The sequence below is a fragment of the Bradyrhizobium sp. Pa8 genome (genome assembly GCF_052588265.1).
In genome coordinates, this window is the sequence record NZ_CP176767.1 from 8,768,575 (window position 1) to 8,793,409 (window position 24,835).

Below are 24,835 nucleotides of genomic sequence, written 5' to 3' on the forward strand. Positions count from 1 at the left end.
TACCCGGATTATCTGATTTCGTCATCCCGGGGCGCGCGCAGCGCGAGCCCGGGATCCATACGCTCGATCGTGGTTATGGATTCCGGGCTCGCGACTTCGTCGCGCCCCGGAATGACGCCTAGAGCCCCAGCACTGCCTTGGCGATGATGTTGCGTTGGATCTCGTTGGAGCCGCCGTAGATCGAGACCTTGCGGTTGTTGAAGTAGCTCGGCGCGATCTGGGCGGTCCACTCCATGGCTTCGTTCGAGCCGTCGTCGCCGTGCACGTCGTAGGGTGCCGCGAACGGACCGATCACTTCCATCAAGAGCTCGGTCGTGGTCTGCTGGATCTCGGAGCCCTTGATCTTCAGCACCGAGGACGCCGGATTGGGCTTGCCCTTGCCGTGCTTGCCCTCGTCGGCGACGACACGGAGCTGCGTGAGCTCGAGCGCCTTCAGCTCGATCTCGCAGGCCGCCAGCTTCTCGCGGAACGCGGCGTCCTGGATGATCGGCTTGCCGCCGGATTCGACCTTGGAGGCCAGATCGCGGATGCGGCGCAGCCGCTCCTTGGACACGCCGACCCGGGCAATGCCGGTGCGCTCATTGCCGAGCAGGAATTTGGCGTAATCCCAGCCCTTGTTCTCCTCGCCGATCAGGTTCTCGATGGGCACCTCGACGTCGTCGAAGAACACTTCGTTGACCTCGACGCCGCCGTCGATGGTCTGGATCGGTCGCACGGTGACGCCCTTCGACTTCATGCTGAAGACGATGAAGGAGATGCCCATCTGCTTCTTGGCGGAGGGGTCGGTGCGGCAGAGGCAGAAGATCATGTCGGCGTGCTGGGCGAGCGTGGTCCAGGTCTTCTGGCCGTTGATGATCCACTTGTCGCCCTTGCGCTCGGCCTTGGTCTTGAGCGAAGCGAGGTCGGAGCCGGAGCCGGGCTCGGAGAAGCCCTGGCACCACCAGTCGTCGACATTGGCGATGCGCGGCAGATACTGCTTCTTCTGCTCTTCGTTGCCGAAGGTGTAGATGACAGGGCCCACCATGCTGACGCCGAAGGCGAGCGGCTGCGGCGCCGGATAGGACTGCAGCTCCTCGTTGAAGATGTAGTGCTGCACGGATGTCCACCCCGTCCCGCCATACTGCTTCGGCCAGTGGCTGACGCCCCAGCCCTTCTTGTTGAGGATGCGCCACCACGTCACCATCTCGTCCTTCGAGAGGTGACGGCCCTCGACCAGCTTGCGCCGCGTATCCGGCGGTACGTTGTCGCGGAAGAATGATCGCACTTCCTCGCGAAACGCCTGCTCTTCCCTAGTGAATGCGAGATCCATCGGATCCTCCTGTGGACAGTTCTATTCTTACCAAACCCGCCGTCATTCCGGGATGCGCCGTAAGGGGCAGGCCCGGAATCCATATCCCCGACTGGTGGTTATGGATTCCGGGCTCGCCGCTTCGCGGCGCCCCGGAATGACAGAAACAATTACTGCAACACCTCGAACAACCCGGCCGCGCCCATGCCGCCGCCGACGCACATGGTGACGACCGCATACTTCGCCTTGCGGCGGCGGCCTTCGATCAGGGCGTGGCCGGTCAGGCGCGCGCCCGACATGCCGTAGGGGTGGCCGACCGAGATCGCGCCGCCGTCGACGTTGATCTTCTCGGGGTCGATGCCGAGCTTGTCGCGGCAATACAGCACCTGCACCGCGAAGGCTTCGTTCAGCTCCCAGAGGCCGATGTCGTCGACGGTGAGGCCGTGGCGCTTGAGCAGGCGCGGCACGGCGAAGACCGGGCCGATGCCCATCTCGTCCGGCTCGCAGCCGGCGGAGACGAAGCCGCGGAAGATGCCGAGCGGCTTAAGGCCGCGCTTCGAGGCTTCCTTGTCGCTCATGATGACCGAGGCGCTGGCGCCGTCGGAGAGCTGGCTGGCATTGCCGGCGGTGATCGAAAAGCCTTCGCCGCGCACGGGCTTGAGACCGGCAAGGCCTTCAGCCGTGGTCTCGGGGCGCGGGCCTTCGTCCTGCGACAAGGTCACCTCCTTGAACGAGACGGCGCCGGTCGCCTTGTCGGTGACCGCCATCTGCGTCGTGATCGGCGCCAGCTCGTCCTTGAACTTGCCGCCCTGCTGGGCCGCGGCGGTGCGGCGCTGGCTCTCCAGCGAATATTCATCCTGCTTCTCGCGCGAGATGCCGTAGCGCTTGGCGACGACTTCGGCGGTGTCGATCATGGGCATGTAGACCTCGCCCTTGATCTTGAGCAGCGCGGGGTCCTGGGCGTGGAAGCCGTTCATCTTGTCGTTCTGCACGAGGCTGATCGACTCGCCACCGCCGCCGACCGCGATCTCGACGCCGTCGAAGATCACCGAGCGCGCAGCGAGCGCGATCGCCTGCAGGCCCGAGGCGCATTGCCGGTCGATGGTGGTGCCGGCGACGGTCACGGGGAGACCTGCGCGGAGCAGCGCCTTGCGCGCGATGTTGCCGCCGGTCGCGCCCTGCTGCAGCGCCGCGCCCATCACGACGTCCTCGACCTCCTTCGGATCGACTTTTGCGCGGGCGACGGCCTCGCCGATGGCGTGGCCGAGCAGCGTTGCGCCCTCGGTGGCGTTGAGCATGCCGCGATAGGCCTTGCCGATCGGGGTGCGGGCGGTGGAAACGATGACGGCGTCGGTCAAGAGCGACCTCCTGGTGCGTGTTGGGTGGATTGTGATGGTTTCTGCTGCTGGCGCAATTCGTGGCGCGACAATTTTCCGACCGGCGTGCGCGGCAGATCGTCGACGAACTCGACCGCTGCCGGCAACTCGTGCTTGCCGACCTTGCCGGCGAGCTGTGCGCGCAGCTCGTCGAGCGAGAACGGCTTGGCGTCCGGCTTGAGCTTGATGAAAGCCTTGGCGGCCTCGCCCCGATACTGGTCGGGAATACCGAGCACGATCACCTCGTGCACGCCTGGAATCGTGTAGATCGCCTGCTCGATCATCTGCGGGTAGACGTTGAAGCCGCCGGAGATGATCATGTCCTTCTTGCGGTCCACCAGGAAGAAATAGCCGTCGGTGTCGACATAGCCGATGTCGCCGGTGAGGAAGCGGCCGTCGGCGAAGGAATCCGTGGATCCCTCCGGCTTGTTCCAATAGCCCTTGGTGACGTTCGGACCCTTGATGCGGATTTCGCCGACTTCGCCCGGCGGCAGAACTTTGGTCGGGTTGTCGAGCGAGACCACGTCCATCTCGATACCGGGCAGCATCAGGCCGATCGACCCCGGCTTGTCCGGTCCCGTCGGCGGGTGGCCGGTGCCGGGCGAGCAGGTCTCGGTCATGCCCCAGCCGCTGCGCAGCTTCTTGCCGACCTTGCGCTCGAAGAAGTTCGCGATCTCCACCGGCAGCGGCGCGCCCCCGGAGCCGATGGTGGCGAGTGAGGAGAAGTCGCGCTTGTCGAGATCAGGCAGTGCCGCGATCGCGATCCACATCGTCGGCACGCCCGGGAAATACGTCGCGCGCTTGATTTCGATGTCGCGCATCACCGCCTCGACATCGAAGCGCTGGTGGAGCGAGATCAGATTGCCGCGGCTGAGCGAGGACAGCAGCACGACGGTGAGCGCATAGATGTGGAACAGCGGCAGCACGCAGATCACGCGCTCGACGACGTCGCCGCGCGCCGCACGCGACGGCTTGCCCCAGACATCGTAGATCGACACCGCCGAGGTGAGATTGCCGTGGGTGAGCATCGCGCCCTTGGGCAGGCCGGTGGTGCCGCCGGTATATTGCAGCAGCGCGACGTCGTCCGCCATCACGGACGGCCACTCTGCCGGCGCGGTCGCGCCCTCGGCGAAGGTCTTGAAGGTGACGATGCGGGGATCATCGGGGATCGGCGCCTGCGGCGTGCCGAGCTTGCCCCAATTGTCGTCCTCGCAGACGACGAGGCGATCGATCAGGCCCTTCTCCAGGAACTTCAGCGCGGTCGGCAGCAGCGCCGCGAGGTTGGAGGTGACGAGCAGGCGCGAGCCGGAATCCGAGACCTTGTGCGTCAGCGCGATCTCGCCGTCGAGCGGGGAGAGATGCGCGACGCGGGCGCCGGCCTTCAACGCGCCGAAGAAATTGACCGGATGGTCCGGGGTGTTGCCGAGGAACAGCGCCACGGAGCTGTTCTTGCCGCAGCCGGCGCGCAGGAAGGCAGCCGCGGCGCGCTCGGCCATTGCGGCGAGCTCGGTATAGCTGATCGGTCGGTCGCGGAATTCCAGCGCGGTGCGCGGGCCGAAATCGGCGGCGGCTTTCGACAGCAGGTCAGGCAGCGAGCCCTGGACGATGGTGTCGTCCCAACGCACGCCCTCGGGATAAAACTGTTCGCCGGGATGGGTCATAGTTCTTGATTTATCGAGCGAGCAATTAACAGACGCCGTCATTCCGGGGCGCGACGAAGTCGCGAGCCCGGAATCCATAACCACCAGCTGGGGTTATGGATTCCGGGCCTGCGCCTTGCGGCGCATCCCGGAATGACGAGGGTTGAGATGAAGCGGCCATCACGCCGCCTTCGACGCCGCCGCCAGCGACGCGAACGTCTTGCCTTCGGCCGCGAGCTTCTTCAGCAGCGGCGCGGGCTCGAGGCTCGGGTCGTTGGTCTCCTTGGCGTAGAAGGAGAGACGATCGGCGATGTGCTTGAGGCCGACGGTGTCGGCCCAGAACATCGGGCCGCCGCGGTAGATCGGCCAGCCGTAGCCGTAGAGCCAGACCACGTCGATGTCGGAAGGACGCGCCGCGATGCCCTCTTCGAGGATCTTCGCGCCCTCGTTGATCATCGGGTACATCATGCGCTCGAGGATCTCCTCGTCGCTGACGACGCGCTTCTTGCGGCCGAGACGGAGCAGCGTCTCGTCGATCAGCTTTTCGACCTCCGGATCGGGCAGCGCCGAGCGACTTCCTGCTTCATACTTGTAGTAGCCCTTACCGGTCTTCTGGCCGAAGCGGCCGGCTTCGCAGAGTGCGTCCGCGATCTCCGACTTGATGCCGCGGTCCTTGCGCGAGCGCCAGCCGATGTCGAGGCCGGCGAGGTCGCCCATCGCGAACGGCCCCATCGGCATGCCGAATTTTGTAACCACGGCATCGACCTGCTGCGGCAAGGCACCTTCGAACAGCAGCTTCTCGGACTGCTTGCCACGCTGCGCCAGCATGCGGTTACCGACGAAGCCGTCGCAGACGCCGACCACGGCCGGCACCTTCGCGATCTTGCGCGCGATGGTCACAGCGGTGACCAGCGCATCCGGCGCGGTCTTGTCGGCGCGCACGATCTCGCACAGCTTCATGACGTTGGCGGGCGAGAAGAAGTGCATGCCGAGCACGTCCTGCGGCCGCTTGGTCGACTTCGCGATCTCGTCGATGTTGAGGTAGGAGGTGTTGGAGGCGAGCACGGCGCCGGGCTTGACGTATTGGTCGAGCTTGCCGAACACTTCCTTCTTCACCGCCATGGTCTCGAACACGGCCTCGATCACCAGGTCAGCATCACCGACGTTCTCGATACCGACGACGCCGTTGATCAGCGCCATGCGCTTGGCGGGCGCGTCGGCCGGGATGCCGCCGCGCGCGGCGGTTGCTTCCCAGTTCTTCTGCATGATGCCCATGCCGCGCTTGAGCTGCTCCTCGCCGGTCTCGATCAGGGTGACGGGCACGCCGGCATTGGCAAAGGACATCGCGATGCCGCCGCCCATGGTGCCGGCACCGAGGATGGCGACGCGGTTCACGGGCCGCGACTTGGTGCCCTCAGGGACGCCGGCGATCTTGCTCGCCTCGCGCTCGGCGAAGAAGGCATAACGCTGCGCCTTGGATTGGTCGCTGCTGACGAGCTTGAGGAAGCCCTCGCGCTCCTTCTTCAGGCCCTCGTCGAACGGCAGGTCGATGGCGTAGCCGACGGCGTCGGCGGCGGCGAACGGCGCTTCCAGGCCGCGCGACTTCTTGGTCATGGCGGCGACCGCATTGGTGAAGATCGAGCGGTCGGCCTTGGCCGCGGCGAGCTTGGAATCGTCGTCGCGCAGGCGGCGCAGCGGACGCTTCTCGGCGAGCAGCTTGCGCACGAAGGCTTCGCCGCCGGAGGCCGGACCTTCGACGATCTCCTCGATCAGGCCGTTCTTGAGCGCTTCGGCAGCACCGATCGGATCGCCGCCGACGATCATCTTGACCGCGAGTTCCGGCCCGACCGCGCGCGGCAGGCGCTGGGTGCCGCCGGCGCCGGGCAACAGGCCGAGCTTCACCTCGGGCAGGCCGAGCTTGGCTTCCTTCACGGCCACGCGGAAATGACAGGCCAGCGCGACCTCGAGGCCGCCGCCGAGCGCGGTGCCATGGATCGCGGCGACGACCGGCTTGGGCGAGTTCTCGATCTCGGCGAGCACGTCGTTGAGGGCGGGCGGCTTCGGCGGCTTGCCGAACTCGGTGATGTCGGCACCAGCGATAAAGGTGCGGCCGGCGCAGGTCAGCACGATGCCCTTGATCGCGGGATCGGCAATCGCGGCCTTGATGCATTCCAGAATACCGCCGCGCACTGCGGCACTCAGCGCATTGACCGGAGGACTGTTGACCGTGACGATCCCGACTTCGTCATGACGCTCAAGCTTGACCACTTCGCTCACGGCTTCCCTCCTTGGTGGGGATTTACTTTTGTTCGATTTCGCGGTGCGGAATTTAATTCCGCATCTTGACGGCAGGGTTATTTTGAAGCACGGACGTTGTCAACGACTCCGCGCAAGAAGCAGATCAGGGATGAAGCGTACAGGCAAGAAGACTGCGACCGATCGGAATTTCGTCGTCGCGCTTTCCCGCGGACTAGATGTATTGCGCGCATTCCAACCCAGCGACGGACTTCTTGGCAACCAGGAGATCGCTGCGCGTACGAACCTGCCCAAGCCGACCGTTTCGCGCCTGACCTACACGCTGACGAAGCTCGGTTATCTGACACCGGTTCCCCGTTTCGAGAAGTATCAGCTCGCGCCGGCCGCGATGGCGCTCGGTTATGCGGCGCTATCCAATCTCGGCGTTCGGCATTTGTCCGAGCCATTTCGCGAGGAAGTGATGCGCGCGACCGGCGGCGCCGTCGCGATCGGCGGCCGCGACCGTCACAGCATGATCTATTTCGGGCAAAGTCGCGGCAGCGAGACGGTCGGCGTTCAACTTGACGTCGGCTCCCGCGTGCCGATTGCAACCAGCGCGATGGGCCGCGCCTATTTCTGGGCGCTCGACGAAGAAGCCCGCGCCGAGGTGTCCCGCATTCTGCGCGAACATTACGGCAGCCGGTGGCCGAAGATGCGCGACGGACTGGAACGTTCCGGCGAGACGGTCGCGAAATACGGTTTCGCGATGTCCGTCGGCGACTGGCACGACGACATCGGCGCCGCCGGCGTCGCGCTCAAGCTCAACGACGGAACCGGACCTTACGCATTCAATTGCGGCGCGCCCGCATTCCGCTTCACGGAAGAGCGTTTGATCAACGACATTGGACCGCGTCTGCTGGCGATGGTAAGGAACATTGAAGCGGCACTCGGTGGACTGATGCCGCAATCCAAAAAAGAAGTCAGCAAAAAGCTGAAATCAGGAGGAAAAGTTGCGCGTGTGGCCGAGGGGTTCAGATAGCCTTTGTCATCACCGGGAGCGGTTCGCATCGCCCCTTCGCCCACTGACGTGTGTGGGCGAGACGAGATGACGCAGGCACAGCTCGCGCGGGGGACATCGCCCCTGCTCGCGGTTCGCGACGTCAGCGTCGTGTTCGGCGGCATCATCGCGCTCAACGGCGTGTCCTTTGACATGCACAAGGGCCAGATCCTCGGATTGATCGGCCCCAACGGCGCCGGCAAGACCACGCTCTTCAACTGCCTCTCGCGACTCTATCAGCCGTCGTCGGGCGACATCCTGATGGAAGGCGCGAGCATCCTGTCGCGGCCTCCGCACCGGATCGCCGAGATCGGCATCGGCCGCACCTTCCAGAACGTGGCGCTGTTTCCGAACCTCTCGGTGATGGACAACGTCCGCGTCGGCGCCCATTCGAAGACCTCCAGCGACATCATCAGCGACTCCCTGAGGCTCGCCTGGGTCCGGCGCAGCGAGACCGAGGTCAACAAGAAGGTGCAGGAGATCCTCGCCTATCTCAAGCTCGAGGACGTCGCCCACACCGTCGTGTCCGGCCTGCCCTTCGGCACGCAGAAACGCGTCGAGCTGGCGCGCGCGCTCGCGGCCGACCCGAAGATCCTGCTGCTCGACGAGCCCGCCGGCGGCCTCAACCACGAGGAAGTCTACGTGCTCGGCGACCTCATCCGCCGCATCCGCGACGACCGCCACATGACCGTGCTGCTGGTCGAGCACCACATGGGCCTCGTGATGTCGATCGCCGACCACGTCGTCGCGTTGAATTTCGGCAAGAAGCTCGCGGAAGGCACGCCGGCCCAGGTGCAGGCGGACCCCGACGTCATCAAGGCCTATCTCGGGAGCAAGGACCAATGACGACGCTGCTCAACGTCAAGGACCTGCGCGCCTATTACGGCCAGGTCCAGGCGCTCCATGGCCTGTCCTTCTCGCTCAACGAAGGATCGTTGACGACGCTGCTCGGCGCCAATGGCGCCGGCAAGACCACCACCTTGCGCGCGATCTGCAACATGGTGCGTTCCACCGGCGCGATCGAGTTCGAAGGCAAGCCGCTCAGCAACCGCTCCACCGAGAGCATCGTGCGGTTCGGCATCGCCCACGTGCCGCAGGGGCGTGGCACCTTCACGACGATGACGGTCGAGGAGAACCTGCAGCTCGGGGCCATCACCCGCAAGGACAGCGCCGGCATCGTTTCCGACATCGAGCGCATGTACGCGCATTTCCCGGTGCTGAAGCAGCGCCATACCCAGCAGGCCGGCACGCTCTCGGGCGGCGAGCAGCAGATGCTCGCGGTCGCCCGCGCGCTGATGCTGCGGCCGCGCCTGATGCTGCTCGACGAACCGTCCTTCGGCCTCGCGCCGCTGGTCGTGCGCGACCTGTTCGGCATCCTCGGCAAGATCAACCGCGAGGACAGGGTGTCGATCCTGGTGGTCGAGCAGAACGCCCAACTCGCGCTCGAGCTCGCCGACCAGGCCTATGTGATCGAGACCGGACGCATCGTGATGTCGGGCAATGCCAAGGACATCGCGAACAACGAAGAAATCCGCAAATCCTATCTGGGTTACTGAGGAGCCGGCACGATGGAGCTGTTCACCAACCAAGTGCTGGCCGGCATCGCCACGGGCGCGATCTACGCCTGCATGGCGCTCGCCGTGGTCATGATCTACCAGGCGATCGACCATCTCAACTTCGCGCAGGGCGAGATGGCGATGTTCTCGACCTTCATCTCGTGGCAGCTGATGCAGTGGGGCGTGCCTTACTGGGCCGCCTTCATCCTCACGCTGGCCCTCTCCTTCGTCGCCGGCATCGCGATCGAGCGCATCCTGTTCAAGCCGCTGGCGAAAGCGCCCGTGCTGACCAACGTCGCCGGCTTCATCGCCCTGTTTGCGATCATCAACTCCTCGGCCGGCCTGATCTGGGACTTCACCATCAAGCAGTACCCGACCCCGTTCGGCTCCGCGCCGTTCCTGGGCAGCCAGCTGATCTCGACCCACCAGGCCGGCATGATCGGCGTCACGGTGCTCCTGCTGCTCGGCCTCTACTTCTTCTTCCAGTACACGCGCATCGGCCTGGCCATGCGTGCGGCCGCCTCGGTGCCTGAATCGGCCCGCCTCGTCGGCATCAACACGTCCTGGATGATCGCGCTCGGCTGGGGCATGGCGACCGCGATCGGCGCGATCGCCGGCATGCTGATCGCCCCCGTCGTGTTCCTCGAGCCCAACATGATGGGCGGCGTGCTGATCTACGGCTTTGCCGCCGCGGTGCTCGGCGGTCTCACCAGCCCGTTCGGCGCCGTGGTCGGCGGCTTCCTGGTCGGCATCTTCGAGAACCTCGCCGGCACCTACATCCCCGGCGTCGGCAATGAGCTGAAACTCCCGATCGCGCTCGCGCTGATCATCTCCGTCCTGGTCGTCAAACCCGCTGGCCTGTTCGGCCGGCACATCGTCAAGCGAGTTTGATCATGAGCGCTGCAGAAGAAGTCGTTGCAGAAGGCCACGAGGCGGTCGAGGCTGTTCCGAAGCGCGCCATGACGCTGGGCACCGGCACCTCGCTGGTGGTGCTCGCGGCACTGCTGATCGCGCCCGTCTTCGTCAAGAACTTCATCATCTTCCAGATGACGATGCTCCTGATCTACGGGCTCGCGGTGCTGGCGCTGAACATCCTGACCGGCGGAAGCGGCCAGTTCTCGCTCGGCCAGAGCGCGTTCTATGCGGTCGGCGCCTATACGACGGCGGTGCTGATGGAGCACTTCAACGTCAACTACGCGCTGACGCTGCCGATCGCCGGCGTCGTCTGTTTCGGCTTCGGCTTCCTGTTCGGGCAGCCGGCGCTGCGGCTCTCCGGCGTCTACCTCGCGCTCGCGACCTTCGCGCTCGCCACCGCCATGCCACAGCTCCTCAAGCTGAATTTCCTCGAGCACTGGACCGGCGGCGTGCAGGGCCTCGTCGTCACCAAGCCGGACGCGCCGTTCGGCCTGCCGATGTCGCAGGACATGTGGCTGTACTACTTCACGCTCGTGGTCGTGATTGCGATCTACATCTTCTCGGTGAACCTGCTGCGTTCCCGCTCGGGCCGCGCCTTCATGGCGATCCGCGACAACGAGATCGCGGCCTCCGCGATGGGCGTCGACGTCGCGCTGTACAAGACGCTGGCCTTCGGCGTCTCCGCCGCCATCACTGGCATCGCCGGCTCGCTCGGCGCCATCGCCGTGCAGTTCGTCGCGCCCGACAGCTACACCATCACGCTCGCGATCTCGCTGTTCCTCGGCATGGTCGTCGGCGGCGTCGGCTGGCTGCCCGGCTCGATCGTCGGCGCCGCCTTCATCATCTTCGTGCCGAACATCGCGGAGGGCATCTCCAAGGGCCTCTCCGGCGCGGTGTTCGGCGTGCTCCTGTTCCTCGTCATCTACCTCGTGCCGCATGGCGCAAGGCAAGTCGCGATCCTGGGCCAGCAACTCGCCGGTCGGCTCAGGAAGAACTGAAACTTCCATCCAGACTGTTGTTTTAACCAAGGAGACCCAATTGCTTTTCGGAAGAATACTGCGAACCACCGCACTCGTAACGGCGGTCGCGACCCTCACCTCCGGCGCAGCACTTGCCCAGAAAAAATACGACACCGGCGCGTCCGACACCGAGATCAAGATCGGCAACATCATGCCGTACAGCGGTCCGGCGTCGGCCTATGGCATCATCGGCAAGACCGAAGAAGCCTATTTCAAGATGATCAACGACAAGGGCGGCATCAACGGCCGCAAGATCAACTTCGTCACCTATGACGACGCCTATTCGCCGCCGAAGGCCGTCGAGCAGGTCCGCAAGCTGGTCGAGAGCGACGAAGTGCTGGCCGTGTACAATCCGCTCGGCACGCCCTCGAACACCGCGATCCAGAAGTACCTGAACGCCAAGAAGATCCCGCAGCTCTTCGTCGCCACCGGCGCCACCAAGTGGAACGACCCGAAGAACTTCCCCTGGACCATCGGCTGGCAGCCCTCCTACCAGAGCGAAGCGCAGATCTACGCGAAATGGCTGATGAAGGAAAAGCCGAACGCCAAGGTCGCGATCCTCTACCAGAACGACGATTTCGGCAAAGACTACCTCAAGGGCACCAAGGACGGTCTCGGCGCCAAGGGCGCGTCCATGATCATCATGGAAGAGAGCTACGAGATCTCCGAGCCGTCGATCGACGGCCACATCGTCAAGATCAAGGCCGCCAATCCTGACGTGCTGCTGATCTACGCGACGCCGAAGTTCGCGGCCCAGACCATCAAGAAGACCGCCGAGCTCAGCTGGAAGCCGCTCCAGATCCTCACCAACGTGTCGATCTCGGTCGGCAGCGTGATGAAGCCGGCCGGCTTCGAGGCCTCGCAGGACGTACTGTCGGCGGCCTATGCCAAGGATTCCACCGACCCGCAGTGGAACAACGATCCCGGCATGAAGAAGTGGAACGAGTTCGTAGACAAGTACATGCCTGGCGCCGACAAGACCGACACCGGCATGGTCTACGGCTACGGCGCGGCGTCGACCCTGGTCAAGACGCTGGAGATGTGCGGTGACGACCTCACCCGCGCCAACCTGATGAAGCAGGCCGCCAGCCTGAAGGATTTTGCACCGGACACCCTGCTGCCCGGCGTCAAGATCAACACCAGCGCCACCGACTTCGCCCCGATCTCGCAGCTCCAGATGCAGCGCTTCAAGGGCGAGAAGTGGGAACTCTTCGGCGAGATCATCAGCGGCGACGTCGCTTCCGAGTGACGCTGACGCAATAGTCCAAGTCTAGTCAAATCTGACAAAGCCCCCGCGCGCGACCGCGGGGGCTTTTTGTTGACGTCAGGCGTCAATCTTGTTCAATGCGGCGCCGATCCATTCCGGGTGGAGAAAGATGACTGTCGTTCGATTTCAGGTTGCGGCCGCTTCGGCCGCGCTCGCGTTGTGCACTGCGATGAGCAGCCCGGCACTGGCGCAAAAGAAATACGACAGCGGCGCTTCCGATACCGAGATCAAGATCGGCAACATCATGCCCTATAGCGGGCCGGCTTCCGCCTATGCCGCGATCGGCAAGGCCGAGGAAGCCTATTTCAACAAGATCAATGCCGAGGGTGGCATCAACGGCCGCAAGATCAAGTTCATCTCCTACGACGACGGCTATTCGCCGCCGAAGACGGTGGAGCAGGCGCGCAAGCTGGTCGAGAGCGACGGCGTGCTGCTGATCTTCGGCTCGCTCGGCACCTCCACCAATGGCGCCATCCGCAAATACATGAACGACAAGAAGGTGCCGCAGCTGTTCGTGGCGAGCGGCGCCTCCAAGTGGAACGATCCCAAGCAATATCCGTGGACCATGGGCTGGCAGCCGAGCTACGCCAGCGAGGCGCGCATCTACGCCAAATACATCATGAAGGAGAAGCCGGACGCGAAGATCGGCGTGCTCTACCAGAACGACGATTTCGGCAAGGACTATCTGAAGGGGCTGAAGGACGGCCTTGGCGCCAAGGCATCGATGATCGTGCTCGAAGACAGCTACGACACGTCGGAGCCCGCGATCGACGAGCACGTCGTGAAGCTGAAGGCCTCGGGCGCCGACGTCTTCCTCAGCATCACCACGCCGAAATTCGCCGCGCAGGCGATCAAGAAGGCGGCCGAGATCAACTGGCATCCGGTCCACATCATCTCCAACGTCTCGGCTTCGGTCGGCGGCGTGCTCGAGCCCGCGGGCCTGGAGATCTCGCAAGGCATCCTGTCGGCGAGCTACACCAAGGACGGCTCTGACCCGCAATGGAATGCCGATGACGGCATGAAGAAGTTCTATAACTTCCTCGCGCAGTACGACCCCAAGGCCAACAAGCTCGATGCCGGCGTGGTGTTCGGCTATGCCGCGGCCCAGACCATGGTGAAGGTGCTGCAGATGTGCGGCGACGAACTCACCCATGAGAACGTCATGAAGCAGGCCGCTTCGTTGAAGGATTTCGAGCCCGACACGCTGCTGCCCGGCATCAAGATCAACACCTCCCCCGATAATTTCGCCCCGATCGAGCAGCTCCAGATGATGCGGTTCAAGGGCAGGAAATGGGAGCTGTTCGGCGACATTATCTCGAGCGAGCTCGGCCACTGAAGCCACGCAACTCAAAATCGCCTCCGACTGGTTAATCAACTCAAGACAGCCGCGCCGTCTCGCAGTCGCACACGAGCGCGCGCCGGTCCTTGACTACTAAAGGAGCAGCCCCTGCGACGCAGCCGCGGGGGCTTTCTGTTGAAGGCTCCCGGTAAATCGTATTGAATTGCGGCAGCGCCGCCAAAAATCATCAAGCCAAGAAAAGGGACGCACACACACCAAGAAAATAGGGAGATAGGAATGCTTGCTGTCACCGGCAAACTTGCGGCCGCGTCACTGGCGCTTGCGCTCGTTGCGGCCTCGGCCTCCACTGCATCGGCTCAGAAGAAATACGATACAGGCGCGACCGATACCGAAATCAAGATCGGCAACATCATGCCCTACAGCGGACCGGCCTCCGCCTACGGCATCATCGGGCGGACCGAAGCCGCCTATTTCAAGAAGATCAACGACGAGGGCGGCATCAACGGCCGCAAGATCAATTACATCTCCTATGACGACGCCTACTCTCCGCCGAAGACGGTGGAGCAGGCACGCAAGCTGGTCGAGAGCGACGAGGTGCTGTTCATCTTCAACTCGCTCGGCACGCCGCCGAACTCGGCGATCCACAAATACATGAACTCGAAGAAGGTGCCGCAGCTGTTCGTCGCGACCGGCGCCACCAAGTGGAACGATCCGCAGAACTTCCCCTGGACCATGGGCTGGCAGCCCAATTACCAGAGCGAGACGCAGATCTATGCGAAGTGGCTGCTCAAGAACAAGCCGGACGCCAAGATCGCCGTGCTGTTCCAGAACGACGATTACGGCAAGGACTATCTCAAGGGCCTGAAGGATGGCCTCGGCTCGAAAGCCGCCTCGATGATCATCATCGAAGAGAGCTACGAGACCTCCGAGCCGACCATCGACAACCACATCGTCAAGCTGAAGTCGACCGGCGCCGACGTCTTCATGAACATCACGACGCCGAAATTCGCCGCGCAAGCGATCAAGAAGAATGCCGAGATCGGCTGGAAGCCGCTGCACTTCCTCAACAACGTCTCCGCTTCGGTCGGTAGCGTGATGAAGCCCGCCGGCTTCGAAAACGGTCAGGACATCATCTCGGCCGACTATCTCAAGGACGTGTCGGATCCCGCGTGGAACAACGATCCCGGCATGAAGGAGTTTCTGGCCTTCATGACCAAATACTTCCCCGAGGGCGACAAGCTCGATAAGGGCACCATCGTCGGTTATGCCGTGGCGCAGACACTGGTCCAGGTCTTGAAGCAGTGCGGTGACAATCTCACGCGCGAGAACGTCATGAAGCAGGCCGCGAGCCTGAAGGACTTCCGGACCGAGGCGCTATTGCCGGGCGTCAAGATCAACACCTCGCCGACCGATTTCGCGCCGATCAGCCAGCTTCAACTCGAGAAGTTCAAGGGCGAGAAGTGGGAGCTGTTCGGAGACGTGATCAGCGCCGACGTCGGCGGCTAGCCGCCTTGAAGACGAGAAGACGGAAAGCCCGCTGCGAGACCATCGCAGGGGGCTTTCTATTGCGCGCCGATTATGATCACGCGATTGCACAATCGAATGATGGTAAAGCCCGCTTACGCTCGTCCGCGTGATGCGGTAGGCAAGTGATCGGCGAGATCCCGCCAGTTGCTCCCTGTCCGCCGAAGGCCATCGTCATGACCGACCGACGTCCCCTGCTCCGCGCGCTCTACGACGCCGCCGTTGCCGCCGCCCATCCCAGCACGATTCTGGCGCCGCATCTGCGGCCCACGCCGAAAGGGCGCGTGATCTGCCTCGCCGCCGGCAAGGGCGCGGGTGCGATGGCCGCGGCCGCCGAGCGGCATTATCTCGACACGCTCAAGCTCGCGCCGGAGCGCCTCGTCGGCATCGCCACCACACGCCACGGCTACGGCGTGCCGACGCGCCGCATCCGCGTGGTCGAGGCCGGTCACCCCGTGCCCGATGAAGCCGGTTTGAAGGGCGCCGCCGATACGCTCGCGCTCGCTGGCGAGGCTGGCCCTGACGATCTGCTGCTGGTGCTGCTCACCGGCGGCGGCTCGGCGAACTGGATCGCGCCGGTGGACGGCATCAGCTTCGCGCAGAAACAGGCGGTCAACAAGGCGCTGCTCCGCTCGGGCGCGCCGATCGGCGAGATGAACACGGTCAGGAAACATTTGTCGCGGATCAAGGGCGGCCGGCTGGCGCGCGCCGGCAAGAATGCCGCCGAGATCGTGACGCTCGCGATTTCCGACGTGCCGCACGACGATCCGTCCGCCATTGCTTCCGGCCCGACCGTGCCCGACCCGACCACGCTGGCGGATGCGCGCGCGATCGTCGCGAAGTACAGGCTCGCCATCGACGACGCCGTCCGCCGCGCGCTCGACGATCCCGCCAACGAAAGCGCCAAACCGGGTGATGCCGCCTTCGCGCGCGCGCATTTCGAGCTGATCGCGCGGCCCAAGCAATCGCTCGACGCCGCGGTCAGGCTTGCCAAGGAAGCGGGCTACGAGACCATCGATCTCGGCGCCGATCTCGAAGGCGAGGCGCGCGAGGTCGCCGCCGATCACGCCAGGCTCGCGCTTCAAGCACGCGCGCAAGGCAAGCGCCTCGCGATCCTCTCCGGCGGCGAGCTCACGGTCACCGTGCGCGGCCAGGGGCGCGGCGGCCCCAACCAAGAATACGCGCTGGCGCTCGCCGGCCTGTTGAAGGACACGCCTGACATCTCCGCTCTCGCCGGCGACACCGACGGCGCTGATGGCGGCGCCGGCCACCCCACCGATCCCGCCGGCGCGCTGATCGATGCTGCGACGTTCGCGAAGATGAAGGCGCTGGCGCTTCAGCCGCAGGCGTACCTGGACAGCAACGACGCGACGACGTTCTTCGAGGCGACCGGCGATCTGCTGATGCCGGGACCGACGCTGACGAACGTGAACGATATCCGGGTGATTTTGGTGGATTGAGGTTTCTTACCCTCCCCCTCCAGGGGAGGGTAAGAGTCAAAACTCGTTCGCGATCTTCGAGAGCATCCCGATCAGGGCTTCGCGATTGGCCTGCCCGAGCAGCTCGTTCAGCCGGGACTCGTGCTTGGTGGCGACGAGCTTTTTCGCCCGGGTCAGCACGGCCTTGCCCTTGTCGGTCAGCACCAGGATGTGCGAGCGGCGGTCGTTGGTGGAGCGGATCCGCGCGCAAAGGTCGCGGCTCTCCAGATTGTCGAGCATCGCCACGAAGTTCGGGCGCAGGATGCCGAGGGTCGAGGCGATCTCGGTCTGGTTACGGCCCGGGTTCTTCTCGACCAGCAGCAGCACGGAGAACTGCGCCGGCGTGAGCTGGAGCGAGGCCATGCAGCGCAAAAAGTTCTCGAACACCTTGAGCTGCGCCCGCTTCAGCACGTAGCCGAGCTGCTCGGAGAGCTCGCCAAGCTGGAGGGCTTCAGGCTGGGCGTCGGCCGCGTCCTTGCGGCCCTTGGCCGCGTCGCCGGGCTTTTCAGAAGACTTTTCAGCGGTCTTGGAAACGGTCATCGCCTCGTGCTCGTGATCCCGCTAAATTCGGGCGGGTCGTCCGCCCACCCTTGAAGTTATATTTGATAATTGTTATGGACCATATCAAATATCGTCAGCGTTTCAATGGCTGTGAGCGGACCGTCCACCGCAATTGCGGAGCCCGGTCCCGATCTTTGAGGGGGAGCGTCCGGTCTTGAATACCACCATCATGCTGTTCTTGGTACAGGACGGCATCACCAATGGCGCGATCTATGCGCTGCTCGGCCTGGCGCTGGTGCTGGTGTTCGCCGTCACGCGCGTCATCCTCATTCCCCAGGGCGAATTCGTCACCTACGGCGCGCTGACCTATGCCTCGCTGGCCGCGGGCCAGATGCCGGGCACGGCAAAGCTCGCGCTGGCGCTGGGCATCGGCGCCTTCGTGTTCGACCTGTTCGTGGCGCGCAAGGCGCTGCACGGCCGCCTGATCGTGCGCAGCCTCATCACCAACGTCGTGCTACCGGCCATCGTGCTGGCGCTGACCATCTACTTCGCCGCCCAGAAGCCGCCGGTGGCGGTCTGCATCGCGCTGTCGCTGGTGATCGTGGCGATGATCGGCCTGTATCTCTACCGCATCGCATTCCAGCCGCTGGCGCACACCTCCGTGCTGGTGCTGCTGATCGCATCGGTGGGCGTCCACCTCGCACTTCAGGGGCTGGGCCTGCTGTTCTTCGGCGCCGAAGGCCAGCGCGGACCTGCCGTGCTGTCCGGCTCCTTCACCGCCGGCGCACTGCGCTTCACCGGCCAGAGCATCACCGTCTACGGCATCACCATCGCCTTCATCATCGGGCTCTGGCTGTTCTTCGGGCTGACGCTCTACGGCAAGGCGCTGCGCGCGACCGCCGTGAACCGGCTCGGCGCCCGCCTTGCCGGCATCCGCACCACGCTGTCAGGGCAGATCGCCTTCCTGCTGGCCTCCGTCATCGGCGCGCTGTCGGGCATCATGATCGTGCCGATCACGACGCTCTACTACGACTCCGGGTTCCTGATCGGCCTGAAGGGTTTCGTAGCCGCGATCATCGGCGGCCTCGTCAGCTATCCCCTCACCGCCGTCGCGGCGCTGGTCGTCGGCATCGTCGAGGCGTTCTCGTCCTTCTACGCCTCCAACTACAAGGAAGTGATCGTCTTCATGCTGCTGATCCCCGTGCTGCTGCTGCGCTCGCTCGCCGCGCCCGCGGTCGAGGAAGAGAAGGACTGACGCGCATGCAGAGCCGGCTTCCCATCCTCGTCTTCGCGCTTCTCATGGCGGCGATCCCGCATCTCCCGGGCATGCCGCCGTTCTGGATCGTGCTGCTCGACAATATCGGCCTTGCCGCCCTCGTCGCGATGGGCCTCGTGCTGCTCACCGGCGTCGGCGGCCTGACCTCGTTTGGCCAGGCAGCTTTCGTCGGCTTCGGCGCCTACACCACCGCGGTGCTGTCGACGGCCTATGGCCTGTCACCATGGCTGACCTTGCCGCTGTCGCTGTTGGTCAGCGGATCGTTGGCGGTGCTGCTCGGGCTGGTGACCGTCCGTCTCTCCGGACACTATCTGCCGCTCGGCACGCTCGCCTGGGGGCTAGGCCTGTTCTATCTCTTCAGCAAGCTGGAATTTTTGGGAAGAAACGACGGCATCTCGGCGATCCCGCCGCTGTCGATCGGCTCGTTCAAGATGCTTTCGCCCGGCTCGATCTATTACGCGATCTGGGTTGCCGTGATCCTCTCGGCCCTGCTCACGATGAACCTGCTGGATTCCCGCACCGGCCGCGCCATCCGCGCGCTGCGCCGCGGACACGTCGCGGCCGAAGCGTTCGGCGTGCACACGCCGCGCGCAAAGCTCCTGGTGTTCATCCACGCCGCGGTGCTCGCCGGCCTCTCCGGCTGGCTCTACGCGCATCTCCAGCGCGCGGTGAACCCGACGCCGTTCGGCGCGCAGGCCGGCATCGAATATCTCTTCATCGCGGTGGTCGGCGGCGCCGGCTATGTCTGGGGCGGCGTGCTGGGCGCGGCGATCGTCGTGGTCCTGAAGGAGGTGCTGCAAAGCTATTTGCCCCTGATCCTGCCCGGCTCCGGCCAGGTCGAGACCATCGTATTCGGCATCATGCTGGTAGCGCTGCTCCAGCTTGCGCCCGGCGGCGTCTGGCCTTGGCTGATGTCGTTCCTGCCCGAGCGAACCAGCGGCAAGAAGCCGGACACCTCGCTGAAACTCGAGCAGCGCACCCGCGCGGCCGGCCAGTCAGGCGTCCTGCTCCAGGTCGAGAAGGCGCGAAAGCAGTTCGGCGGTGTGATCGCGGTCAACAACGTCTCCTTCGACGTGCAGGCGAAAGAGATCGTCGCGCTGATCGGACCGAACGGCGCCGGCAAGAGCACGACGTTCAACCTGATCACCGGCGTGCTGTCGGCGACATCAGGCTCGATCTCGGTACTCGGCAAGAAGGTCGACAGGGCGCCTCCGCAGGAGATCGTCAAGCTCGGCATCTCCCGCACCTTTCAGCATGTGAAGCTCGTCCCTGATATGACCGTGCTGGAGAATGTCGCGATCGGCGCGCATCTGCGCGGCCATTCGGGACCGATCTCCTCGATGCTGCGGCTCGACCGCGCCGATGAAGCGAGGCTGCTCGCGGAGGCCGCCCGCCAGATCGAGCGCGTGGGCCTCGCCGAGCAGATGCATCAGCTCGCAGGCTCGCTCTCGCTGGGCCAGCAGCGCATCGTCGAGATCGCGCGTGCGCTGTGCGTCGATCCGATGCTGCTGCTGCTCGACGAGCCGGCCGCCGGCCTGCGCCACATGGAGAAGCAGCGCCTTGCCGCGCTGCTCCGCGAGCTGCGCGACGGCGGCATGAGCGTGCTTCTTGTCGAGCACGACATGGGCTTCGTGATGAACCTCGCCGACCGCATCGTGGTGCTCGATTTCGGCACCAAGATCGCGGAAGGCACGCCCGCCACGATCAAGACCAATCCCGAAGTGATCAAGGCCTATCTCGGAGTGGCGGCATGAGCGCGCTGTTGTCCGTCGCCGACGCCCATGTCGCCTATGGCAAGGTCGAGGCCGTGCGCTCGGTCTCGCTCGAGGTCGGCGCCAACCAGATCGTCACCATCGTCGGCGCCAATGGCGCCGGCAAGACCACGCTGCTCTCCGCCATCATGGGCATTTTGCCGCTGAAAGGCCGTGTCGCCTTCGCTGGGCAGGATCTGTCACGGCTCGACATCGAGGACCGCGTCGCGATGGGGCTCGGCCTCGTCCCCGAGCACCGCGAATTGTTCGTGACCATGAACGTCGAGGACAATCTCGAGCTGGGGGCCTTCCGCATCGAGCGGAGCAAGGCGAAAGCCTCGATGGAGCGCGTCTACACGCTGTTCCCCCGGCTGAAGGAGCGGCGCAAGCAGCTCGCCGGCACCCTCTCCGGCGGCGAGCAGCAGATGCTCGCGATGGGCCGCGCGCTGATGGGCGAGCCGAAGCTCTTGATGCTGGACGAGCCGAGCCTCGGCCTCGCCCCGATCATCGTCGCCGACATCTTCCGCATCGTCACCGAGCTCCGCGCCAGCGGCGTCTCCGTGCTGCTGGTCGAGCAGAACGCACAGGCCGCGCTGAAGATCGCGGACCAGGCCTATGTGATGGAGCTCGGCGAGTTCGTGCTCAGCGGCAAGGCCAGCGATATCGCGGCGAACGAGCGGGTCGCGGCCAGCTATCTCGGCTTCCAGCACGAAGGCGCGAGTGTGATCTGATTTCGCGGCGAGCTCCTCTTCCTTCTCCCTCGTTGGAGAAGGTGGCGCGTGTAAGCGCGCCGGATGAGGGGTTCTCTCCACGAATGACGACGTGGGACCATCGCCTGCGGAGAGAAACCCCTCACCCGTCTCGCGGCTACGCCGCGAGCCACCCTCTCCCGCAAGGGGAGAGGGTGAAGCCTCGTCTTTCCTGCGCTGTATCCGGCATGAATCAGGTTGCCTTCGCCGCCGCCCCCTTCAACGCCGCCACTTCCGCTTCCAGCTCCGCGATCCGCTGGTCCCTCGCCGCCAATACTGCCGCGACATCCGGCGCATCGAACTTCTGCGGAATGTGCTGCGGGCAGTTGGTGTCCCACGCTGCGATCTTGAACAGGATCACCTGCTCCGGGCGTGCGCGGTACCCCTTGGGCATCAGCGACGTCGTCAGCGCCTCATCGTCCTCGACGACGCGCGCTTCGCCCCAGATCTTGACGCGGCGGCGATGGGCGTAGTCCATCACGAAGATATAGGCCTTGGGATTCTCGGACAGGTTTCCCTGCGTGATGTATTGCCGGTTGCCGGCGTAGTCCGTGAAAGCCAGCGTCTGCTTGTCCAGCACCTTCAAAAACCCCTTCGGGCCGCCGCGGTGCTGGATGTAGGGCTGGCCATCGCCGGAGGCGGTGGCGAAATAAAAGCTGTTGGCGTCGGCCAGGAACGCCGCGAGGTTCTCATCGACCTCGGTGCGCCAGCCGCGCTGCTCGGCATGGGCATAGCCTTCACGTGATCCCTTTCGGGTCTGGATCGATTTCACCGCCGGCGTGAACGCCACGTCGCTGGCGTAGGTGTGAGCTGCCGTCATCGGAACATCTCCTGAAATCCCGGCGCATCCTGCGTCTTTCGGGGTCTAAGTTGGCCCTTCCGGCGACCAAAACAATCTGGCGGCTTGACACTTCATCATTGCATTATATGCAATAATATCATGGACCGCCTCGAAGCCATGCACGTCTTCGTCACCGTCGCCGATCTGCGCGGCTTTGCGCCGGCAGCACGCAAGCTGCAGCTGTCCCCTTCGGCCGTGACGCGGCTGATCGCGGCGCTGGAGGAGCATCTCGGCGCGCGGTTGCTGCAACGCACCACCCGGCAGGTGAGATTGACCGATGTCGGCACGCGCTATCTGGAGCGCGCGCGGCGTATCCTCGCCGATGTCGAGGAGGCCGACGGCTCCGCGCGGGAGGAACGCAACCGGCCGAGCGGGCGTCTCGTGGTGTCGGCGCCGATCGGCTTCGGCCGGCTCCATGTCGGGCCGGTGATGACCGATTACCTCAAGCGCTATCCCGAGGTCGCCTGCGAACTCAGGCTATCGGACCATCTCGTCAACCTCGTCGAGGATGCCGTCGACGCCGCCGTCCGCATCGGCCATCTCGCCGACTCCTCCCTCGTCGCGCGCCAGGTCGGCGAGATGCGGCGGATCGTGGTGGCGACGCCGGGCTATCTGAAGCGCCATGGCGAGCCGAAGACGCCGGAGGCGCTGCTCGAACACCAGACCATCGCGTTCGGCCCGTCCGCGAGCTGGCGCTTCGTGCAGGACGGCCGCGACATCGAGGTCACGGTCAACCCGCGCTTCACCAGCAACAGCGCCGACGCCGCCCTGCAATATGCCGAAGCCGGCGGCGGCGTGACGCGCGTGCTGGCCTATCAGGCCGCGGAGGGCCTGAAGCGCGGGCGGCTGAAAATCGTGCTGGCGAAATACGAGCAGCCGTCGCTGCCGATCCACATCGTCTATCCGACCTCGCGCCTGCTCTCGGCCAAGGTGCGCGCATTCATCGATCTCGTGGTGGAGATGGCGGAGTGGAGGTTTGGGTAACTCGCCTCTCTCCGTCATGGCCGGGCTTGTCCCGGCCATCCACGTTCTTTGACACGGAAAGTCAGAACGTGGATGGTCGGGACAGGCCCGGGCATGACGACGGAAAGGGCGGAGGCTCACCCCTTCTTCGGTACCACGCGGAACGTCCCGCTGGCGCGCGCAATCACGGCGTCGTCGGCCTTTGCGAGACTCTGCGCGAAACAGATCGTCTTGCCGGTCCTGATCACGTCGCTCTCGATCGCGAGCCACTGGCCGATCTCGGCGGAGCCGACGAAATCGACCGTGAGCGAGATCGTGACGAACGAGGTGGTCCAGTTCGTCATCTGCGCGCAGCTATAGCCCATGGCGTTGTCCGCGAGCGCGGCGATGAGGCCGCCATGGATCAGACCGCGGCCGTTGGTGTGCGGCCTGGCGAGACGCAGGCCGATGATCACGGCCTTGTCGGTTTTCTTGGCGTAGAGCGGCTCCCACGGCTCGGTAAGCGGACTCTTGCGGGAAAGCGGCTCGAAGCCGTCGGGGATGTCGGTGTCGGTCATAACTATCTCACATCGAGGTGGGGTCGCCGCCATTGAACGCGATGTGGATGACAGTTTCACCGCCTACAAAGTTTTAAACGGAATTTGCGCAGGTGTTTGAAATGGGCACTCCCGTCATTGCGAGGAGCGAAGCGACGAAGCAATCCAGACTTTCTCCGCGGAAACAGTCTGGATTGCTTCGCTTCGCTCGCAATGACGATATGGAGAGAGCACGCGAGGCCGTAGGGTGGGTTAGCCGTAGGCGTAATCCACCGCTTCTGTTTCCACGGAGACCAAGGCGGTGGATTACGCTACGCTAATCCACCCTACGGCACCGTCAATGCCGTCCTAAAACGGCAGCCCCACATAGTTCTCCGACAGCGACGTCATCGCGGCCTGCGACTGCGTGACGTAGTCGAGCTCGGCGAGCTGGATGCGCCCGCCGATGGTACCGGTGTCGGGGAATTTGTGCAGCATCGAGGTCATCCACCAGGAGAAGCGCACCGCTTTCCAGACCCGCGCCAGCGCCGTGGCGGAATAGGCGTCGATGCCGGCGTTCGATTTCTCGTCGTAGAATTCGCGGAGTGCGTTCGACAGATAATGCGCATCGCTGGCAGCTAAGTTCAGCCCCTTCGCGCCGGTCGGCGGCACGATGTGCGCGGCGTCGCCGCACAGGAACATCGTGCCGAACCGCATCGGCTCGGCGACGAAGCTGCGCAGCGGCGCAATGCTCTTCTCGATCGAGGGGCCCGTGACCAGACTGTCGGCCGCCTCCTGGTCGAGCCGGCGCTTCAATTCGTCCCAGAACCGGTCGTCCGGCCATTGGTCGACATGGTCGTCGAGCGCGCACTGCACATAGTAGCGGCTGCGCTTGGTCGAGCGCATGGTGCAGAGCGCGAAGCCGCGGGCGTGGTTGGAATAGATCAGTTCGTGGCTGACCGGCGGCGTCTCCGAGAGGATGCCGAGCCAGCCGAACGGGTAGATCCGCTCGAACTCCTCTATCGCCGTGGCCGGGACGCTGGCCCGGCTGACGCCGTGAAAGCCATCGCAGCCGGCGATGAAGTCGCAATCGATCGTGTGGGTGACCCCGTCCTTGACATAGCTGACGCGCGGCCGACTGCCGTCGAAATCATGCGGCTGCACGTCCTTGGCCTCGTAGACCGAGGTGAGACCCGCGGCCCTGCGCGCATTCATCAGGTCGAGCGTGACCTCGGTCTGGCCATAGATCATGACCGTCTTGCCGGTCGCGGCCTTCATGTCGATGCGGTGACGGCGGCCGGAAAAGGCGAGCTCGATGCCTTCATGCACCAGGCCTTCGGCATGCGCCCGCGCGCTGGCGCCGATCTGGTCGAGCAGCGCGACGGTTCCCTCCTCGAGGAGGCCGGCACGGATGCGGCCGAGCACGTAGTCCGGGCTCTGCCGCTCCACAATCACATTGTCGATGCCGTATTGGTGCAGCAGTTGCCCAAGCAACAATCCGGCCGGCCCGGCCCCGATGATTGCGACTTTTGTCCGCAATACTTGCTCCTCCCGATCCTGTAGGTTTTCGCCGCGGCTCGCTTG

The 24,835-nt window shown here is 64.6% G+C and carries 21 protein-coding genes; 13 read left to right on the forward strand and 8 right to left on the reverse strand.

What is annotated here, in order from left to right:
• Window positions 1-118: 118 nt before the first annotated feature.
• The 4 genes from pimC to ACKWRH_RS41615 form a co-directional block, all read right to left on the reverse strand.
• The gene (gene pimC / locus ACKWRH_RS41600; RefSeq protein WP_085403564.1) at window positions 119-1,309 is read right to left on the reverse strand and encodes a pimeloyl-CoA dehydrogenase large subunit; all 1,191 of its coding nucleotides are present in this window, start codon (window positions 1,307-1,309) and stop codon (window positions 119-121) included.
• A 149-nt stretch (window positions 1,310-1,458) separates the two neighbouring features.
• Window positions 1,459-2,646 carry an acetyl-CoA C-acyltransferase gene (locus ACKWRH_RS41605; protein WP_014498261.1) on the reverse strand — a complete coding sequence of 396 codons (1,188 nt, stop codon included), beginning with the start codon at window positions 2,644-2,646 and terminating at the stop codon, window positions 1,459-1,461.
• The gene (gene pimA, locus ACKWRH_RS41610) at window positions 2,643-4,325 is read right to left on the reverse strand and encodes a dicarboxylate--CoA ligase PimA (protein ID WP_445218267.1); all 1,683 of its coding nucleotides are present in this window, start codon (window positions 4,323-4,325) and stop codon (window positions 2,643-2,645) included. Before pimA ends, ACKWRH_RS41605 begins: the two co-directional genes overlap by 4 nt.
• Before the next feature lie 159 nt (window positions 4,326-4,484).
• Entirely contained in the window at window positions 4,485-6,581 is a 2,097-nt protein-coding gene (locus tag ACKWRH_RS41615) for a 3-hydroxyacyl-CoA dehydrogenase NAD-binding domain-containing protein (RefSeq protein WP_063980943.1), read from the reverse strand.
• A 130-nt stretch (window positions 6,582-6,711) separates the two neighbouring features.
• On the opposite strand from ACKWRH_RS41615, the gene ACKWRH_RS41620 reads away from it, so the two are divergent.
• From ACKWRH_RS41620 to ACKWRH_RS41660, 9 genes are all read left to right on the forward strand, one after another.
• Window positions 6,712-7,578: an IclR family transcriptional regulator gene (locus ACKWRH_RS41620; RefSeq protein WP_445222568.1), complete on the forward strand. Its 867-nt coding sequence runs from the start codon at window positions 6,712-6,714 to the stop codon at window positions 7,576-7,578.
• A 66-nt stretch (window positions 7,579-7,644) separates the two neighbouring features.
• Window positions 7,645-8,442, forward strand: a complete 798-nt coding sequence (locus tag ACKWRH_RS41625) for an ABC transporter ATP-binding protein (RefSeq protein ID WP_445218268.1) — start codon at window positions 7,645-7,647, stop codon at window positions 8,440-8,442.
• On the forward strand, window positions 8,439-9,152 hold the full coding sequence (locus tag ACKWRH_RS41630; protein ID WP_282519965.1) for an ABC transporter ATP-binding protein: 714 nt from the start codon (window positions 8,439-8,441) through the stop codon (window positions 9,150-9,152). Before ACKWRH_RS41625 ends, ACKWRH_RS41630 begins: the two co-directional genes overlap by 4 nt.
• Window positions 9,153-9,164: 12 nt before the next feature.
• Window positions 9,165-10,043 carry a branched-chain amino acid ABC transporter permease gene (locus tag ACKWRH_RS41635; RefSeq protein WP_063980940.1) on the forward strand — a complete coding sequence of 293 codons (879 nt, stop codon included), beginning with the start codon at window positions 9,165-9,167 and terminating at the stop codon, window positions 10,041-10,043.
• Between the two features lie 2 nt (window positions 10,044-10,045).
• Window positions 10,046-11,065 (forward strand): branched-chain amino acid ABC transporter permease, encoded by a 1,020-nt coding sequence (locus tag ACKWRH_RS41640; protein ID WP_028151939.1) that lies wholly within the window; start codon window positions 10,046-10,048, stop codon window positions 11,063-11,065.
• Between the two features lie 40 nt (window positions 11,066-11,105).
• Complete coding sequence (locus tag ACKWRH_RS41645) at window positions 11,106-12,335, forward strand: ABC transporter substrate-binding protein (protein WP_282519964.1); 1,230 nt, start codon at window positions 11,106-11,108, stop codon at window positions 12,333-12,335.
• Window positions 12,336-12,462: 127 nt separating this feature from the next.
• On the forward strand, window positions 12,463-13,689 hold the full coding sequence (locus ACKWRH_RS41650; RefSeq protein WP_445218269.1) for an ABC transporter substrate-binding protein: 1,227 nt from the start codon (window positions 12,463-12,465) through the stop codon (window positions 13,687-13,689).
• A gap of 240 nt (window positions 13,690-13,929) precedes the next feature.
• Window positions 13,930-15,159: an ABC transporter substrate-binding protein gene (locus ACKWRH_RS41655; RefSeq protein ID WP_445218270.1), complete on the forward strand. Its 1,230-nt coding sequence runs from the start codon at window positions 13,930-13,932 to the stop codon at window positions 15,157-15,159.
• Window positions 15,160-15,353: 194 nt separating this feature from the next.
• Window positions 15,354-16,637 (forward strand): glycerate kinase type-2 family protein, encoded by a 1,284-nt coding sequence (locus ACKWRH_RS41660; protein WP_445218271.1) that lies wholly within the window; start codon window positions 15,354-15,356, stop codon window positions 16,635-16,637.
• Window positions 16,638-16,673: 36 nt separating this feature from the next.
• On the opposite strand, the gene ACKWRH_RS41665 is transcribed toward ACKWRH_RS41660, so the two are convergent.
• Window positions 16,674-17,195, reverse strand: coding sequence for a MarR family winged helix-turn-helix transcriptional regulator (locus ACKWRH_RS41665; RefSeq protein WP_445218272.1), 522 nt, complete (start codon window positions 17,193-17,195; stop codon window positions 16,674-16,676).
• Window positions 17,196-17,370: 175 nt separating this feature from the next.
• Here ACKWRH_RS41665 and ACKWRH_RS41670 point away from each other — a divergent pair, with 175 nt between their 5' ends.
• From ACKWRH_RS41670 to ACKWRH_RS41680, 3 genes are read left to right on the forward strand one after another with little or no spacing between them, the layout of a single operon-like run.
• The gene (locus ACKWRH_RS41670; RefSeq protein ID WP_445218273.1) at window positions 17,371-18,411 is read left to right on the forward strand and encodes a branched-chain amino acid ABC transporter permease; all 1,041 of its coding nucleotides are present in this window, start codon (window positions 17,371-17,373) and stop codon (window positions 18,409-18,411) included.
• A gap of 5 nt (window positions 18,412-18,416) precedes the next feature.
• Window positions 18,417-20,186 carry a branched-chain amino acid ABC transporter ATP-binding protein/permease gene (locus ACKWRH_RS41675; RefSeq protein WP_445218274.1) on the forward strand — a complete coding sequence of 590 codons (1,770 nt, stop codon included), beginning with the start codon at window positions 18,417-18,419 and terminating at the stop codon, window positions 20,184-20,186.
• Window positions 20,183-20,914: an ABC transporter ATP-binding protein gene (locus ACKWRH_RS41680; protein ID WP_282519957.1), complete on the forward strand. Its 732-nt coding sequence runs from the start codon at window positions 20,183-20,185 to the stop codon at window positions 20,912-20,914. Before ACKWRH_RS41675 ends, ACKWRH_RS41680 begins: the two co-directional genes overlap by 4 nt.
• A gap of 211 nt (window positions 20,915-21,125) precedes the next feature.
• Here the strand turns inward: ACKWRH_RS41680 and ACKWRH_RS41685 are convergent, their stop codons facing one another.
• Complete coding sequence (locus ACKWRH_RS41685) at window positions 21,126-21,752, reverse strand: pyridoxamine 5'-phosphate oxidase family protein (RefSeq protein ID WP_445218275.1); 627 nt, start codon at window positions 21,750-21,752, stop codon at window positions 21,126-21,128.
• A 120-nt stretch (window positions 21,753-21,872) separates the two neighbouring features.
• On the opposite strand from ACKWRH_RS41685, the gene ACKWRH_RS41690 reads away from it, so the two are divergent.
• Entirely contained in the window at window positions 21,873-22,757 is an 885-nt protein-coding gene (locus ACKWRH_RS41690) for a LysR family transcriptional regulator (protein ID WP_445218276.1), read from the forward strand.
• Between the two features lie 116 nt (window positions 22,758-22,873).
• Here the strand turns inward: ACKWRH_RS41690 and ACKWRH_RS41695 are convergent, their stop codons facing one another.
• Both ACKWRH_RS41695 and pobA read right to left on the reverse strand, forming a co-directional pair.
• On the reverse strand, window positions 22,874-23,293 hold the full coding sequence (locus ACKWRH_RS41695) for a PaaI family thioesterase (RefSeq protein ID WP_354175973.1): 420 nt from the start codon (window positions 23,291-23,293) through the stop codon (window positions 22,874-22,876).
• Between the two features lie 327 nt (window positions 23,294-23,620).
• Window positions 23,621-24,790, reverse strand: a complete 1,170-nt coding sequence (pobA, locus tag ACKWRH_RS41700; protein WP_445218277.1) for a 4-hydroxybenzoate 3-monooxygenase — start codon at window positions 24,788-24,790, stop codon at window positions 23,621-23,623.
• Window positions 24,791-24,835: the final 45 nt, after the last annotated feature.

Excerpts from the sequence above, each read along its gene's own strand:
- pimC (WP_085403564.1), bottom strand. The coding sequence starts at position 1,309 with ATGGATCTCGCATTCACTAGGGAAGAGCAGGCGTTTCGCGAGGAAGTG.
- pimA (WP_445218267.1), bottom strand. The coding sequence starts at position 4,325 with ATGACCCATCCCGGCGAACAGTTTTATCCCGAGGGCGTGCGTTGGGAC.
- ACKWRH_RS41620 (WP_445222568.1), top strand. The coding sequence starts at position 6,712 with ATGAAGCGTACAGGCAAGAAGACTGCGACCGATCGGAATTTCGTCGTC.
- ACKWRH_RS41625 (WP_445218268.1), top strand. The coding sequence starts at position 7,645 with ATGACGCAGGCACAGCTCGCGCGGGGGACATCGCCCCTGCTCGCGGTT.
- ACKWRH_RS41630 (WP_282519965.1), top strand. The coding sequence starts at position 8,439 with ATGACGACGCTGCTCAACGTCAAGGACCTGCGCGCCTATTACGGCCAG.
- ACKWRH_RS41635 (WP_063980940.1), top strand. The coding sequence starts at position 9,165 with ATGGAGCTGTTCACCAACCAAGTGCTGGCCGGCATCGCCACGGGCGCG.
- ACKWRH_RS41640 (WP_028151939.1), top strand. The coding sequence starts at position 10,046 with ATGAGCGCTGCAGAAGAAGTCGTTGCAGAAGGCCACGAGGCGGTCGAG.
- ACKWRH_RS41650 (WP_445218269.1), top strand. The coding sequence starts at position 12,463 with ATGACTGTCGTTCGATTTCAGGTTGCGGCCGCTTCGGCCGCGCTCGCG.
- ACKWRH_RS41655 (WP_445218270.1), top strand. The coding sequence starts at position 13,930 with ATGCTTGCTGTCACCGGCAAACTTGCGGCCGCGTCACTGGCGCTTGCG.
- ACKWRH_RS41660 (WP_445218271.1), top strand. The coding sequence starts at position 15,354 with ATGACCGACCGACGTCCCCTGCTCCGCGCGCTCTACGACGCCGCCGTT.
- ACKWRH_RS41665 (WP_445218272.1), bottom strand. The coding sequence starts at position 17,195 with ATGACCGTTTCCAAGACCGCTGAAAAGTCTTCTGAAAAGCCCGGCGAC.
- ACKWRH_RS41675 (WP_445218274.1), top strand. The coding sequence starts at position 18,417 with ATGCAGAGCCGGCTTCCCATCCTCGTCTTCGCGCTTCTCATGGCGGCG.
- ACKWRH_RS41680 (WP_282519957.1), top strand. The coding sequence starts at position 20,183 with ATGAGCGCGCTGTTGTCCGTCGCCGACGCCCATGTCGCCTATGGCAAG.
- ACKWRH_RS41685 (WP_445218275.1), bottom strand. The coding sequence starts at position 21,752 with ATGACGGCAGCTCACACCTACGCCAGCGACGTGGCGTTCACGCCGGCG.
- ACKWRH_RS41690 (WP_445218276.1), top strand. The coding sequence starts at position 21,873 with ATGGACCGCCTCGAAGCCATGCACGTCTTCGTCACCGTCGCCGATCTG.
- ACKWRH_RS41695 (WP_354175973.1), bottom strand. The coding sequence starts at position 23,293 with ATGACCGACACCGACATCCCCGACGGCTTCGAGCCGCTTTCCCGCAAG.